Consider the following 14,318-nt stretch of genomic DNA (forward strand, 5'->3'; position numbering starts at 1 on the left):
TCCCGGCCCGGTCGGTCCCGTCGCGCCCGATCGGATCCGGTCGGTCCCGACGCACCCGGTCTCACCCCGGTCGGTCCCGACGCACCCGGTCTCACCCCGGTCGGCCCCGCCGCGCCCGATCGCATCCGGCCGGGCCCGACCCCTCCGTTCACGCCGGACCGCTCGCTCCGGGTTCGGAGGCGTTCAGGTCGAGCAGGGTCTGCCGCAGGTCGGCGGCCTCCGGGTGGGAGTTCTCCTCCAGGAGGGCGAGCGCCGCCCTGAAGGCGCCGATCGCCGCGTCCCGGTCCCCGGCGGCGAGCCGGGAGTCGGCGATGTGGCGCAGGGTGTCGGCCTCCAGATAGTGGTCGCCGATCTCCTGGTACAGCGCCAGCGCGTGCTCGAAGCGTTCGACGGCGGCCTCGTACTGGCCGAGCTGGTGGTGGGCGTAGCCGACACTGTCCTGTGCCCCGGCCTCGCCGGTCGGGTTGCCGATCTCCTGGTGCAGGGCGACGGCCTTCTCGCAGTGTTCCAGCGCCTTGTCGTGCTCACCGAGCAGGATGTACGTCCAGCCGACCTCGTTGAGGACGATGGCCTCGCTGCTCGTGTCGCCCTTGGCCCGGTACAGCTCGCGGGCGTGCGCGTAGTGGTCCAGCGACACCGTGTACCGGCTCTCCCCGTTGGCCTGGTAGGCCAGGCAGCGCCGGGTGCGTGCCTCGCCGAACGCGTCGCCCTCGGCCCGGAACAGCTCCAGCGCCCGGCCGAGGTCCCGCCGCGCCTCGGCGGAGTGTGCGAACCGGGTGTGGAAGAAGCCCAGACCGCGCAGGGCGTGCGCCTCGCCGAGACGGTCGCCGACGGCCCGGGCGGCCCGGAGCGCGGCACTGTTGATCTCCATCAGGTCGTGCCAGAAGCCCAGCCGGTCGAAGTACAGGTCGAGGCCGACGGCGGTGCGCCAGGCGTGGTCCTCGTAGCCGTGGGCGGCGGCGTGCTCGACGACCGCCCGCAGGACGTGCCGTTCCGTGCGCAGCCACTGCATGGCTTTCTTCGGTCCGGTGAACCGGACCGTGCCGCCGTCCGTTGTGCTGGGCGGCAGGGGAAGGGTCTCGCGGAGCGGGCTGATGATCGCGGAGGCGTGGTGGGTGGTGTGCAGATAGTGGTCGTGCATGCGGCGCAGCGCCGTGCCGCGCCGCTCCGCGGTGTCCTCGGTGCCGGCCAGTTCGCGGGCGTAGGCGCGCAGCAGGTCGTGGAAGGCGAAGCGGCCGGGCGCGTGCTCACCGAGCAGGCTGGCCCCGGTGAGTTCGGCCAGCAGCGCGCGGGCCGGGCGCGGGGGCACCGCGGCCAGCGCGGCGGCTGCCGCCGTGCTGATGTCGGGGCCCGGGTGGAGGGACAGCCGGCGGAACAGTTCCGCGGCGGGCGACGGCAGCGCGTGGTACGACCACGAGAAGACGGCGCGCGCGTCCGTGTGGGCGTCGCCGCCGGTGAACGCGTCCAGGCTTCCGTGGGTCTCGCGGAGTTCCCCGGCGATGTCCGTGAGCCGGAATCCGGGGTGGTGGGCGGCCCGCGCCGCCACGATGGCGAGGGCCAGCGGCAACCGGTCGCACAGCTCGACGATGGCGTCGGCGGCCTCCGGTTCGGCTTCCACCCGGGCGGCGCCGATGCGCCGGGTGAGCATCGCGCGGGCCTCGCCGGTGGTCAGCGGGCCCAGGGTCAGCGGGTGGGCGCCGTGGCCTGCCACCAGTCCGGTCAGCCGGCTGCGGCTGGTGACGATGACGAGACAGCCCGGTGTGCCGGGCAGCAGCGGGCGTACCTGCCCGCTGTCACGGGCGTTGTCCAGCACGATCAGGACGCGCCGGCGAGCGAGGACGCTGCGGTAGAGGGCGGCCTGCGCGTCGAGCCCTTCGGGGACGGCCTGCGGGGCCACCCCGAGGGCGACGAGGAACGTCTCCAGCGCCTCGGACGGGTCCATGACCGAGCCGCCCTGGTCGTATCCGCGCAGGTTCACATAGAGGCTGCCGTCGGGGAAGCGGTGGGCGACGCGGTGTGCCCAGTGCACGGCCAGAGTGGTCTTGCCCGCCCCCGCCATACCGTTGATGAGGCCGATGACGGCCGTGTCCGGATGGTCCTCGGCGGGCAACAGCGCGTCCACCCGTCCGAGTTCGATGTCACGCCCGCTGAACAGGGCCAGGTCGGCCGGGAGTTGGGACGGGTGTACGTCACCCGTGGTGGTCCGTACGCGCTCGTCCCGGTCGGGGTCGTCCGGCTGCTCGGGGTCCGGGCCGTCCCCGGTGTCCGCGGCCGGTACCGGGACCGGCGGCGGCGACAGGTCCGCGTCCCCGGCCAGCAGCCGTGCGTGCGCGGCGCGCAGGGACGGGCCGGGTTCGATGCCGAGTTCGTCGACGAGCGTGCGGCGGGTGCTCGCGTAGACCTCCAGGGCCTCGGCCTGCCGCCCGCAGCGGTACAGGGCCACCAGCAGTAGTTCGCACACGGCCTCGCGCAGCGGCTGCGCGGCGCGCAGTGCCACCAGTTCGGGCAACACCGCTTCGTGGCAGCCGAGTTCGAGCTCCACCCGGATCCGGTACTCCAGGGCGGTCAGTCGCCGTTCGGTCAGCCGCGCCCGTTCGGTCTCCGCGAACGGGCCGGGAACGCCGGCCAGGGGGGTGCCGTGCCAGCCGGCGAGCGTGGTGCTCAGCAGCCGGGCCGCCGCGCGGCTGTCGCCCCGGGCGCGGAACCCCTCGGCCCGTGCCAGGTTCTCCTCGAACTCGGCGAGATCGCTGGTGATCTCCTCGGTCCGCAGCGCGTATCCGTCACCGATGGACACCAGCAGCCGGGGCGGGTCGCCCGGGGTCCGTTCGGACTCCAGCAGCTTGCGCAGCCGCGACACATAGGTGCGCAGCGCGGGGACGGCACCGGTCGGCGGGTCGTGCCCCCAGATGCCGTCGACGAGTTCGCCGACACCGGCCGGACGCCCGCGGCGCAGGAGCAGCACCGCGAGCACGGCCCGTTGCTGCGGGGAGCCGAGTGCCAGTTCCGTCTCGCCCCGCCAGGCACGCATCGGGCCCAGTAGGGAGAAACGGAGTTCCGCACCATCGGTAACCTTCACAGCACCAGAGAGTAGCCAGCACGGTACGAACACTTTGTCGATTCGGCCAATTTCATCGTTCGTGCCGTGTACGCGGCAGATCGGCGGCTCTGCGGCTCTGCGGCTCGGCGGATCGGCCAGGTCGGCGGGTCGCGCCCCCGGATCCCGGGAAGCGACGGGCCTCAGCCGCGCTTTCCGAGCGTCTCCAGCGCCTCGTCCGTGAGCCGGTACACCGTCCACTCGCCCTGCGGGCGCGCGCCCAGAGACTCGTAGAAGTCGATCGAGGGCCGGTTCCAGTTCAGGACGGACCACTCCAGACGCTGGTAACCGCGCTCCCGGCAGATCCGCGCGAGCTCCGTGAGCAGCGCCTTGCCGTGTCCGGCGCCGCGCGCGGTCGGGCGTACGTACAGGTCCTCCAGGTAGACGCCGTGGACGCCGCGCCAGGTCGAGAAGTTCAGGAACCACAGCGAGAAGCCGACCGGCTCACCCGTGACGTCGTCCTGCGCGATGTGCGCGTACGCGGCCGGATTCTTTCCGAACAGCGCCTCGCGCAACTGCTCGGGCGTCGCCCGCGCCTCCTCCAAGGCTTTCTCGTACTCGGCGAGTTCACGGACCAGGGCGTGGATGACGGGGATGTCGTCGGGAGTCGCGGTACGGATCATGGGCCGAGACTAGCTCCGGAGGGCTCCGCCGGAGGGGGCTCGGCCGGGGGGCTCCGCCGGAGGGCTCCGCCGGAAGTTCCCGCGACGCGGGCGGCTCGTCCGGAATGTCGATCGCACGAGGGACACTGCGGGCATGGGTGAATCGGGCCATGCGCATTGACCGGGTCTTCCACAGGGTGTGGATGTATGTGCGCGGCGCGCCGGGCACATACATCTGGCTGACCATTCTTTTCATCACGACAGTCGCCCTGCACCACATGTCTCCGGATTTCGAAGAGGACTTCCTGCGCCAGCGCTCGACGAACATCCACGAGCTGTCGAACAACCCGGTGCGGGTGCTCTTCGCGAGCGCGATGTGGATCGACGGCGGTCACTGGGTGCCGTACGCCGTGCTGTACACCCTCTTCCAGGCGCCGGCCGAACGCTGGCTCGGAACCGCGCGCTGGCTCGCGGTCAACGCGGCCGCGCATGTCCTGTCGACGCTGGTCAGCGAGGGGGCGCTGCTCTGGGCGATCAAGCACGGCGTGGCACCGCACTCCGCCGTCGACACGCTCGACGTCGGGGTGAGCTACGCCCTGGCGGGGGTGGTCGGCGTGCTCACCTACCGGATCGCCACGCCCTGGCGGTACCTGTATCTGGTGATCGTTCTGGCGGTGTACGGGATTCCCTTCATGACCTCGCGCGCCTTCACCGATCTCGGGCATTTCACCTCCGTCCTGATCGGTCTCGCCTGTTATCCGCTGGCCAGAGGGCGCGGAAAAGCATGGAATCCTAAGGAGACAGCCGATACTCCCCGGGGTCGGTAACTGCTGCTCGGTGACTGGCATGAGGGTGTTCCGGCGTGCGTGAGTGAGCGCCGATGGTCTTCGTTCGTACAGGGCCAAGAGGCGTGACCGGGTCGAGGGCGACCGGGCGGTGGCCTACCGCATTCACGAGGACACCGGCCGCCGGCGCTGGTATTTGACCGCCTCCTGGACCCTCCCTCCCGTCCAGACGGTGCCCCTGACGGCCGTCCGGGCCGGTGGCCTGATCGGGGTGGACACCAATGCCGACCACCTCGCGGCCTGGCGGCTGGACGCGCACGGCAATCCGGTCGGCGCCCCGCGCCGCTTCGACTACGACCTGTCCGGCACCGCCGACCACCGCGACGCCCAGGTACGCCACGCACTGACCCGCCTGCTCCACTGGGCTACCCGCCACCACCTGGCGATCGCGGTCGAGGACCTCGACTTCACCGCCGAGACCAGCCGGGAGAAGCACGGCCGCCGGAAGAAGTTCCGCCAGCTGATCTCCGGGATGCCCGTGGCCCGGCTGCGCGCCCGCCTGGTGTCGATGGCGACCGAGCTCGGCATCCCGCTGGTCGCGGTAGACCCCGCCTACACCAGCAGGTGGGGCGCCCAGCACTGGCAGAAACCCCTCACCAGCACCACCAGGAAAGCCACCCGCCACGACGCGGCCGCCGTGGCCATCGGAAGGCGCGCCCTGGGGCATCCGATCAGGCGTCGGACGGCACCGCCCCGTACCCACCAGAGCGATGGGTACGGGCATCGGACCGTCCAGGCCCGACCGGGCTCTCCGGGACGTGAGGCGATGTTCATCAGCGACCTCCGGCCGCGGGCCGCCCCCGCATTCCCGGACCACGGACACGATCCGTGCCGCCCGGACGCGGAGCGAACGCGGGCAACCAGAACACCCAGCACCGTCCGGGGCGTTCGGCTGAGCAGGGGTTCTGGCAACAGGACTCACTTCCGCTCAGTCCCTAGGAACGGTTAGCGTCCGGCCATGAACAGCTCGGCGAGCAAAACCGTGAACGGCGGCATCTCCTTCTGGTACGCGGACGACGGCCTCCCCGCCCCCCGGGAGCCGCTGCCCGGCGACGCGTCCGCCGATGTCGTCGTGGTCGGCGGCGGCTACACGGGACTGTGGACCGCGTACTACCTGAAGAAGGCGGCCCCCTCCCTGCGCGTCACCGTCCTGGAGCAGAAGTTCTGCGGCTACGGCGCCTCGGGGCGCAACGGCGGCTGGCTCTACAACGGCATCGCGGGGCGCGACCGGTACGCGAAGCTGCACGGCCGGGACGCGGCCGTACGCCTCCAGCAGGCCATGAACGACACCGTGCGCGAGGTCGTCGAGGTGGCCGCCGAAGAGGGCATCGAGGCCGACATCCACCAAGGCGGCGTCCTCGAAGTGGCGTACACGCCGGCCCAGCTGGCCCGGCTCAAGGCCTTCCACGCGCACGAGCTGTCGTTCGGCGAGACGGACCGCGAGCTGTACGGCGCGAAGGAGACCGCCGAGCGGATCCGGGTCGCCGACGCGGTGGGCTCGGCCTGGACCCCGCACGGGGCCCGGCTGCACCCGGTGAAGCTGGTCAAGGGCCTCGCCGCGGCCGTCGAGGCGCTCGGCGTGACCATCCACGAGCAGACGCCGGTGACCGAGATCCGCCCGCAGCACGCGGTGACGCCGTACGGCACCGTCCGCGCTCCCTACATCCTGCGCTGCACCGAGGGCTTCACCGCGAACCTCAAGGGCCAGAAGCGCACCTGGCTGCCCATGAACTCCTCCATGATCGCGACGGAGCCGCTGACCGCCGGCCAGTGGGCGGAGATCGGCTGGGAGGGCCGCGAGACGCTCGGCGACATGGCGCACGCCTACATGTACGCCCAGCGCACCGCCGACGACCGCATCGCGCTCGGCGGCCGCGGTGTCCCCTACCGCTTCGGCTCGCGCACCGACAACGACGGCCGCACCCAGCCGGCGACCGTCGACGCCCTGTACGAGATCCTCGTGCGCTTCTTCCCGTCGCTGACCGGCGTCCAGGTGGCCCACGCCTGGTCGGGCGTCCTCGGCGTCCCGCGCGACTGGTGCGCCACGGTCACCCTGGACCGGGCGACGGGCCTCGGCTGGGCCGGCGGTTACGTCGGCTCCGGCGTCGCCACCACCAATCTCGCCGCCCGCACCCTGCGCGACCTCGTGCGGCAGGACTCCGGCCAGGCGGGCGCGACCGACCTGACCGCCCTGCCCTGGGTGAACCACAAGGTCCGCAAGTGGGAACCGGAGCCCTTCCGCTGGATCGGCGTCCACGGCATGTACGCGACCTACCGCACCGCGGACCGCCGCGAACTGACCACCCGCACTCCCGAGTCGTCCCGGCTGGCCCAGGTCGCGGACCGGGTGTCGGGGCGCCACTGACCCGCACGGACGGCCGGTGGCGCCGGTCACGCCGGTCCCGGCGGTCGGGCGCGGGAGCCCCCGCCGGGGAACGGAGCCGCAGCCGTCAGCCCACGGACTCGGTGACGGCCGCGCCCGTGGCCGCGTGCCTCGGGGCCTTCGCCGTGACCATGAGGCCCGCGACCAGACCGGCCAGCAGCAGGATGCCGGTGGCCCACCAGATGGCCACGGTGTAGCCGTGGACGACGCCCTCCCGGACGATCAGCGCCTTCTGGGCGGGGTTGTGGAGATGGGCGGCGATGTACGCCGTGCTGGTGGTGGTGGCGATGGTGTTCAGCAGGGCCGTGCCGATCGAACCGCCCACCTGCTGCGAGGTGTTGACCGTCGCGGAGGTCACGCCCGCGTCCTGCGGGGCGACCCCGGCGGTCGCGGTGGCGAAGACCGGCATGAAGACCAGGCCCATGCCGAGACCCATCAGGAGCAGGCCGGGCAGCAGCTGGCCCGCGTAGTCGGAGTTGACCGTGAGCTGCGTGAAGATCACCATGCCGCCGGCGGCGAGGACCGCACCCGGGACCATCAGCGTGCGCGGCGCCACACGGGGCAGCAGCCGCGCCGAGATCTGTGTCGAACCGATGATGATCGCGACGGTCAGCGGCAGGAACGCGAGACCGGTCTTCACCGGCGAGTACCCGAGGATGACCTGGAGGTAGTAGGTCATGAACAGGAACATGCCGAACAGGGCGATGACGGCGAGTCCCATCGTCAGGAAGCAGCCGGCGCGGTTGCGGTCCTTGACGATGTGCAGCGGCAGGAGCGGGCTCGGCGCCCTGTTCTGCCACCACACGAACGCCACCAGCAGCGCCACTCCGCCCGCGATGAGGCCCAGCACCAGCGGGTCCGTCCAGCCGCGCGAATTCGCCTCGCTGACCCCGTAGACGATCGCCACCAGTCCGCCGCAGCCCAGCACCGCGCCGGGCACGTCGAGGTGGACGTTCTTGAAGCCCGGCCGGTCACGCAGCAGCCCGAACGCGCCGATGACCGCGATGGCCGCGATGGGGATGTTGACGTACAGGCACCAGCGCCAGTTCAGGTACTCCGTCAGCAGGCCGCCCACGATGAAGCCGATCGCCGCACCCGAGCCCGCCAGCGCTCCGTAGACACCGAAGGCCTTACCGCGTTCCCTCGGATCGGTGAACGTCGTGGTCAGCAGGGACAGCGCGGACGGCGCGAGCAGGGCGGCGAAGGCACCCTGGAGGGCGCGGGCGCCGAACAGCATGCCGGACGTGGTGGCCGCGCCGCCGATCCCGGACGCGAGGGCGAAGCCGATCAGCCCGATGACGAACGTGCGTTTGCGGCCGACGAGGTCGGCGATCCGGCCGCCGAGCAGCAGCAGCCCGCCGAAGGCCAGCGTGTAGGCGGTGATGACCCACTGCCGGTTGCCGTCGGACATGCCGAGGTCGTGCTGAGCGGAGGGGAGAGCGATGTTCACGATGGTCGCGTCCAGTACGACCATCAGCTGGGCCAGCGCGATGACGACCAGCGCCCACCAGCGGTGGGGGTCGGGGCCCACGGGCGACTCTGGTTCACCTGTCCGGGTGACACTCATTCGCTCAGAAGACCATGAATCAGGACCAGTCGCATCTTTGGACGACATGGCTTCGCCGGACGCGTTCCACGGGCTCGCGGTCATGGTTCCAGCACCACCTTTCCGATCGTGGCCCTGTTCTCCAGGGCCCGGTGCGCCGAGGCGGCCTCGGCGAGGGGGAAGCGGGTGACGGCCGGGGTGAGGCGCCCGGCCGCGGCCTCGGCCAGGGCCCGCAGTTCCAGGGTTCGTACGGGGTCGGGTCCGCCGGCCTTCCGCATCATCACGGGGCCGAGCACCTGCTCCGACACCCCTTCCACGAGGTACGGGGAGCCGCCGCGGATGCCCGTGCCGGACCAGCCGAAGACGATGTGCCGGCCGCCGGGGCCGAGCAGTCCGACGGCGTCCCGGGCGACATCGCCGCCGACGCCGTCGAGCACGACGGTCGCCGCCCGGCCGCCGAGGTGCGCACGGACCTTCTCCGGCCAGCCCGGCACGGTGTAGTCGACGGCCGGATCGGCGCCGTTCGCGCGGGCCCGCGCCACCTTCTCCGGGCCGCCCGCGAGGCCGACCACGGTCGCGCCCGCGTGGTGCGCGTACTGCACGAGGAGCGTGCCGATGCCTCCCGCCGCCGCGGGCACCACGACCACGGAGGACGGGCCGAACTCGGCGAACTGCACGATCCCCATGGCCGTACGGCCGGTCCCGATCATGGTGACGGCCTGGGCGAAGTCGAGGTTCGCGGGAATGTCGCGGAGGCGCTCGACATCCGTGACGGCCAGCTCTGCGTAGCCTCCGGGCGCGAAGCCGAGGTGGGCGACGACGCGCCTGCCGAGCCAGAGTGCGGCGACGCCCTCGCCGAGGGACTCGACGGTTCCGGCGACCTCGCGGCCGGGGACGGTCGGCAGGGTGGGCGCCGGGGCCGGGCCGCCCCGCATGCCCGCGCGCAGGGCGGTGTCCAGGAGATGGACGCCGGCGGCGGCGACGGCGATACGGACCTGGCCGGGACCCGGCTCGGGGTCCTCGGTCCGTTCGTGGACGAGGTTCTCGGCGGGACCGAAGGCGTGCAGGCGGATCGCGTACATCGGGGGCTCCTCAGCATCTACGAGGTCTGCGAGGCGGCGGGGTCTCGCGAGGTCCGTGAGACCCCGCGAGGTCCGCGAGGTCCGTGTGGCCGCGGGAGCGTCTCGCGAGGTCGGGTGAGTAACCACTCTTCAACCTCAAGCTCGCTTGAGGTCAAGGCGCTGTCGGATGCGCAGGGCCAGCGCCACGGCCTCCATCGCGCTGTTGAAGGACACCTCCGAGAGCACCCCCGGGGCGGCGACCTGGTCGCCCACGAGATAGACGCCGTCACCGCGGTCGATGCGCGGGCGGTCCCGCCAGCTCGTGCCGGGCGGGTCGACCGCGCCCGTACGGCCGTTCGCGACGCTCGCGCGCCGCCAGGTGACCCGCTCGCGCCAGCCCTCGAAGGCGAGGTCGAGCAACCGCTCGGCGCGGGCGACGCCGTGCGCCCCGGTCTCGCCCGGGGCGATCGGGATCTGCCCCTGGAGGAGCTGCTCCCCGGCCGGGGCGAGGGTGCGGTCCCGGGCGGTGAACCGTTCGATCCAGCCCGGCGCGTCCAGGTCACCGACGGCGAACGCGTCGCCGCGGCGGGTCCGCAGCGCCAGGTCCACGAGGGCGGTACGGCCGCTCGGCCAGGTCAGCGACGGGTCCTTGAGGAGGCGGCGGGCCGCGTCGAGCGAGGTGGCCACGATGACCGGACCCCGGTCCGCGGGGACGGCGTCCACCCGGGACAGCGTCTCCATCCGGACGCCGAGGTGCCAGGCGCGCCCGGCCATCCGGTCGATGACGTTCGCCCAGCCGCCCCGGGGGCAGTTCGCCTCCGTCGGCAGTCTCATGGCCCGGCGCAGCCGCTCCTGCACGAACGCCGCGGACAGCGAACCGGGATCGTGGTGGAAGAGGGCGACGGCGGAGTAGTGGGCGGCGGCCCGCGCGCCCTCCGCGCCGGCCTGCCCGGTGGCCCAGGTCATGAAGTCGACGTCCGAGGGGGCCCGCCGGCAGGAGCGGCGCAGCAGTTTGAGCATCGCGAAAGGCGGGGTGCGGCGCAGCGCGCCCTTGTGACGCAGCCGCAGCCGGGCCGCCTCCAGGGGCGGGATCGGGGCCAGTGCCCCGATCAGGTCCCGTTGTTCGAGCCAGGTCCAGTGCGGCCCGGCGCTGTAGAGGGCGTGCGGTCCCTCGTTCGTCCGGTAGGGCCCCTCGGCGGTCCTGGCCCGCCCGCCGAGGGTGTGGTGGGCTTCGTGGACGGTGACCTCGGCGCCCGCCTCGGCGGCGGTGATGGCGGCGGTGAGTCCGGCGAAGCCGCCGCCGATGACGGTGATGCGACGCATGGCTGGAGGTCTCCTCTGCTCGGGGTCGATGTCCGGGGTCGATGCCCGATGTGGATGTCCGAAGTGGATGTCCGGGGTCCGGTGCGCGGGTCCTTCGGCGCTCTGACAGCGGGCCTTCTGTGCGTACGACGGTTCGGGGGCCGGGAATGTGACATGCGGGCGGTTCTCGCGGGCCGGCGCGGATTGTCAGTGGGGGCGGGCAGGATGGGGGCATGGCGAGGAGAGTGGCGGGCGGGCGCGGCGGGACGGGTGCGAAGGCGCCGGAGGCGGGGATCAAGGCGGCGCGGCGGCCGGAGGTCCGGCTGCCGGTGCTGGAGCCGCACGACGGCGCGGCGCTGGAGCCGGACGGCGACTACGACGGCCTGGAGTTCCGGGACGCGGACTTCGCCGGACAGGACGGCGGGGGAGCCCGCTTCATGGACTGCGCGCTGACGGGCTGCGCGCTGGACGAGACGCGGCTGCACCACGCGCGTGTGCTGGACTCGGTCCTGACGGGCATACGAGGTGTGGGCACCGACCTCGCCGAGTCGACACTGCGTGACGTCGAGGTGATCGACGCCCGCCTCGGCGGAGTGCAGCTCCACGGCTCCGTCCTGGAGCGGGTGGTCGTGCGCGGCGGGAAGATCGACTATCTGAATCTGCGCAAGGCGAGACTCAAGGACGTCGTCTTCGAGAGCTGCGTCCTGGTCGAGCCGGACTTCGGGGGCGCCCGCCTGGAGCGGGTGGAGTTCGTGGACTGCGTTCTGAAGGGGGCGGACCTCACCGAGGCCACCCTCGTGGACGTGGACCTGCGCGCGGCGGCGGAGCTGGACATCGCGCGAGGCGTGGACCGGCTCGCGGGCGCGGTCATCAGCACGGCCCAGCTCCTGGACCTGGCGCCGGTGCTGGCGGCGGCGCTGGGGGTCAGGGTGGAGGGCTAGGACCCGTCAGGCCGTGGAGCCGGGCCACCGCTTCGGGGCGGCGCCACCTACGCGCGGCACAACGGACCCGCGGTCCCGCCGGTTCAGGAGACGCGGGGGAAACGGGCCTGGAGCGTCCAGATCGCCGGGTTCTCGGCGAGGTCGTCGTGCAGGTCGGTGAGGTCCGCGAGCAGGTCGTGCAGGAAGTCACGGGCCTCGCGGCGGAGCTCGGTGTGGGAGAACGTCAGCGGCTCCTCGTCGCGATGCATCCAGTCGGCCTCGACGTCCACCCAGCCGAAGCGGCGCTCGAAGAGCATCCGGTCGGTCGACTCGGTGAAGTCCAGCTCTGCCTGCTGGGGGCGGGAGGCCCGGCTGCCGAGCGGGTCGCGGTCGAGCTGCTCCACGATGTCGCACAGCGCCCACGCGAAGTCCAGCACCGGCACCCATCCCCAGCCCGTCGACACCTCCCGGTCCGTCTTGGTGTCGGCGAGGTAGACGTCGCCGCAGAACAGGTCGTGCCGCAGCGCGTGGACGTCCGCGCGGCGGTAGTCGGTCTGCGGGGGGTCGGGGAAACGGTTGGAGAGGGCATAGCCGATGTCGAGCACGAGGTGATGGTGTCACGCCCGGCGGACCGCTTCCGCTCCGCTTTCCCTCCACCTTCCCTCCGCTTCCCCGCCGGTGGTTTCCGGCCGTCCGCGGGGGTCGGCGAGGGGGCCCGGAGTCGCTCCGGGGCAGGGCCGGAGGGCCGGGGAGCCTCCGGCCCCGCCCCGGGCGTCGGGGAGCCGGAGCGGCCCCCGGCGGACGCCGGAGCCGCGCCGGCGGCCGGGCGCGGCGGTACGGGTGCGAAGGTGCCGGGGCCGCCCTCGATCCGGGTGGCACGGCGGCGGTGGTTTCCGGCCGCCTCGGGGGCCTTCGGCCGACGGGCGTCGCCTCGCCCCGCCGCAGCGGGGGAGCGGCGGCCTAGGATCGCGGATGTGCCCCGATCTTCCGTCACCGTCCCCTTTGCCCTGGCTCTCGCGCTCGTCGTCGGCCTCACCGCCTGCGGCGGGGACGGCGTGCACGGCAAGCCCGGCGCGGCCGGTGTCGGCGACCCGTACTTCCCGAAGATGGGCAACGGCGGGTACGACGTCACGCACTACGGTCTGACCCTCGCCTACGACCCGCGGGACAAGCGGCTGACGGGAACGGCCGAGATCACCGCGCGGGCGCTCCAGGACCTCAGCGCCTTCCATCTCGACCTGCTGGGGCTGCACGTCTCCGACGTCACCGTCGAGGGCCGGAGCGCACGCTGGAGCCGGGCGGGCCAGGAGCTGACCGTGCGCCCGCACGACGACCTGGACAAGGGCAGGACGTTCCGTACGACGGTCCGCTACTCCGGCACCCCCCGGACGATCACCGACCCCGACACCTCCAAGGAGGGCTGGCTGCGCACGGCCGACGGCGCCCTCGCCCTCGGGGAGCCGACGGGGTCGATGGCCTGGTTCCCCGGCAACCACCACCCCTTCGACAAGGCGGCGTACGACGTCAGGATCACCGTCCCGAAGGGTCTCCAGGCCGTCTCCAACGGTGAGCTGACGAGCGAGACGACCGCGAAGGACCGTACGACGTACGCCTGGCACACGGCCGAACCCATGGCGAGCTATCTGGCGACACTCGCGATCGGCCGCTACGACATCACCCGCTCGACGACGAAGAAGGGGCTGCCGGTCTATGTGGCGGTGGACCCGACCCAGACACAGGCGAGCAGGAAGGTGCTCGGCGGGATCCCGGGGATCATGGACTGGGAGGAGCGCAACTTCGGCCCGTACCCCTTCTCCTCCACCGGCGCGATCGTGGACCGCCCCGACGACGCGGGCTACGCCCTGGAGACCCAGACGCGCCCCGTCTTCCCCGGCGCCCCCGACACCAGGACCCTGGTCCATGAACTGGCCCACCAGTGGTTCGGCGACTCGGTCACCCCGAAGTCCTGGCGGGACATGTGGCTCAACGAGGGGTTCGCCACCTACGCGGAGTGGCTGTGGCAGGAGGACCACGGCGGCGACACGGCCGACGAGATCTTCAACTCCCTCTACAAGGGCGACTATTACGAGCCGGTCGACAGCGGCGAGGTGTGGGCCTTCCCGCCCGCCGACCCGCCCGGCGCCGCGCAGATCTCCGATCCGCCCGTCTACTACCGCGGCGCGATGGTCCTGCACAAGATTCGCCGGCTGGTGGGCGACGACACCTTCTACGACATCATCCAGGGCTGGGCCGCCACCCGTCGTCACGCGAACGCGGACACGGCCGACTTCACGGCGTACGTCGAGAAGGCCGCGCCGGACAAGGACTTCAGCGGAATCTGGAAGGACTGGCTGTACGGGAAGGGCAAGCCGGCCCACCCGTGAGCCAGCGGGCACCGCGAGGGGCACCTGCCGGGCATCACGGGGCCACGGTCTCCGGGCGTCGCGGGCGGTGCGACTGCCGGGCATCACGGGCGGTGCGGGTGCCGGGTGTTGCGGGCGGGCGGCCGTACGAGAGGAGCCCCCGGCCGAAGTCCGGGGGCTCCTCTCGTCGTGCGGGTGCTCA

The 14,318-nt window shown here is 72.5% G+C and carries 10 protein-coding genes and 1 pseudogene; 5 read left to right on the top strand and 6 right to left on the bottom strand.

The annotated features are described in order from the left end of the window. Positions 1-148: 148 nt before the first annotated feature. Complete coding sequence (locus ACIQRL_RS10880) at positions 149-3,028, bottom strand: AfsR/SARP family transcriptional regulator (protein ID WP_401329898.1); 2,880 nt, start codon at positions 3,026-3,028, stop codon at positions 149-151. Between the two features lie 209 nt (positions 3,029-3,237). Then, positions 3,238-3,717 carry a GNAT family N-acetyltransferase gene (locus tag ACIQRL_RS10885; protein ID WP_401329900.1) on the bottom strand — a complete coding sequence of 160 codons (480 nt, stop codon included), beginning with the start codon at positions 3,715-3,717 and terminating at the stop codon, positions 3,238-3,240. A 149-nt stretch (positions 3,718-3,866) separates the two neighbouring features. Between ACIQRL_RS10885 and ACIQRL_RS10890 the strand changes: the two genes are divergently transcribed. From ACIQRL_RS10890 to ACIQRL_RS10900, 3 genes and pseudogenes are all read left to right on the top strand, one after another. After that, positions 3,867-4,523 carry a rhomboid-like protein gene (locus ACIQRL_RS10890; RefSeq protein ID WP_401329902.1) on the top strand — a complete coding sequence of 219 codons (657 nt, stop codon included), beginning with the start codon at positions 3,867-3,869 and terminating at the stop codon, positions 4,521-4,523. Between the two features lie 85 nt (positions 4,524-4,608). After that, positions 4,609-5,480: pseudogene (locus ACIQRL_RS10895) on the top strand (IS200/IS605 family accessory protein TnpB-related protein); the annotation flags it as partial. A 19-nt stretch (positions 5,481-5,499) separates the two neighbouring features. Further along, on the top strand, positions 5,500-6,906 hold the full coding sequence (locus tag ACIQRL_RS10900; protein WP_401329904.1) for an NAD(P)/FAD-dependent oxidoreductase: 1,407 nt from the start codon (positions 5,500-5,502) through the stop codon (positions 6,904-6,906). An 85-nt stretch (positions 6,907-6,991) separates the two neighbouring features. Here ACIQRL_RS10900 and ACIQRL_RS10905 read toward each other — a convergent pair whose 3' ends face one another. The 3 genes from ACIQRL_RS10905 to ACIQRL_RS10915 form a co-directional block, all read right to left on the bottom strand. Next, the gene (locus ACIQRL_RS10905) at positions 6,992-8,491 is read right to left on the bottom strand and encodes an MFS transporter (RefSeq protein WP_401329907.1); all 1,500 of its coding nucleotides are present in this window, start codon (positions 8,489-8,491) and stop codon (positions 6,992-6,994) included. Between the two features lie 80 nt (positions 8,492-8,571). Then, the gene (locus tag ACIQRL_RS10910) at positions 8,572-9,552 is read right to left on the bottom strand and encodes a zinc-binding dehydrogenase (protein ID WP_401329910.1); all 981 of its coding nucleotides are present in this window, start codon (positions 9,550-9,552) and stop codon (positions 8,572-8,574) included. Positions 9,553-9,687: 135 nt separating this feature from the next. Then, positions 9,688-10,854, bottom strand: a complete 1,167-nt coding sequence (locus ACIQRL_RS10915) for an NAD(P)-binding protein (RefSeq protein ID WP_401329913.1) — start codon at positions 10,852-10,854, stop codon at positions 9,688-9,690. 212 nt (positions 10,855-11,066) lie between these two features. Between ACIQRL_RS10915 and ACIQRL_RS10920 the strand changes: the two genes are divergently transcribed. After that, positions 11,067-11,774: a pentapeptide repeat-containing protein gene (locus ACIQRL_RS10920; protein WP_401329915.1), complete on the top strand. Its 708-nt coding sequence runs from the start codon at positions 11,067-11,069 to the stop codon at positions 11,772-11,774. A gap of 83 nt (positions 11,775-11,857) precedes the next feature. Here the strand turns inward: ACIQRL_RS10920 and ACIQRL_RS10925 are convergent, their stop codons facing one another. Next, the gene (locus tag ACIQRL_RS10925; RefSeq protein WP_261701895.1) at positions 11,858-12,358 is read right to left on the bottom strand and encodes a hypothetical protein; all 501 of its coding nucleotides are present in this window, start codon (positions 12,356-12,358) and stop codon (positions 11,858-11,860) included. A 369-nt stretch (positions 12,359-12,727) separates the two neighbouring features. Between ACIQRL_RS10925 and ACIQRL_RS10930 the strand changes: the two genes are divergently transcribed. Beyond that, positions 12,728-14,137, top strand: coding sequence for a M1 family metallopeptidase (locus ACIQRL_RS10930; RefSeq protein ID WP_401329918.1), 1,410 nt, complete (start codon positions 12,728-12,730; stop codon positions 14,135-14,137). Positions 14,138-14,318 lie beyond the last annotated feature (181 nt).

This window comes from Streptomyces sp. NPDC091209, from assembly GCF_044757755.1.
In the GTDB taxonomy this organism is placed as follows: Bacteria; Actinomycetota; Actinomycetes; order Streptomycetales; family Streptomycetaceae; genus Streptomyces.

Excerpts from the sequence above, each read along its gene's own strand:
- ACIQRL_RS10880 (WP_401329898.1), bottom strand. The coding sequence starts at position 3,028 with ATGCGTGCCTGGCGGGGCGAGACGGAACTGGCACTCGGCTCCCCGCAG.
- ACIQRL_RS10885 (WP_401329900.1), bottom strand. The coding sequence starts at position 3,717 with ATGATCCGTACCGCGACTCCCGACGACATCCCCGTCATCCACGCCCTG.
- ACIQRL_RS10890 (WP_401329902.1), top strand. The coding sequence starts at position 3,867 with ATGCGCATTGACCGGGTCTTCCACAGGGTGTGGATGTATGTGCGCGGC.
- ACIQRL_RS10900 (WP_401329904.1), top strand. The coding sequence starts at position 5,500 with ATGAACAGCTCGGCGAGCAAAACCGTGAACGGCGGCATCTCCTTCTGG.
- ACIQRL_RS10905 (WP_401329907.1), bottom strand. The coding sequence starts at position 8,491 with ATGAGTGTCACCCGGACAGGTGAACCAGAGTCGCCCGTGGGCCCCGAC.
- ACIQRL_RS10910 (WP_401329910.1), bottom strand. The coding sequence starts at position 9,552 with ATGTACGCGATCCGCCTGCACGCCTTCGGTCCCGCCGAGAACCTCGTC.
- ACIQRL_RS10915 (WP_401329913.1), bottom strand. The coding sequence starts at position 10,854 with ATGCGTCGCATCACCGTCATCGGCGGCGGCTTCGCCGGACTCACCGCC.
- ACIQRL_RS10920 (WP_401329915.1), top strand. The coding sequence starts at position 11,067 with ATGGCGAGGAGAGTGGCGGGCGGGCGCGGCGGGACGGGTGCGAAGGCG.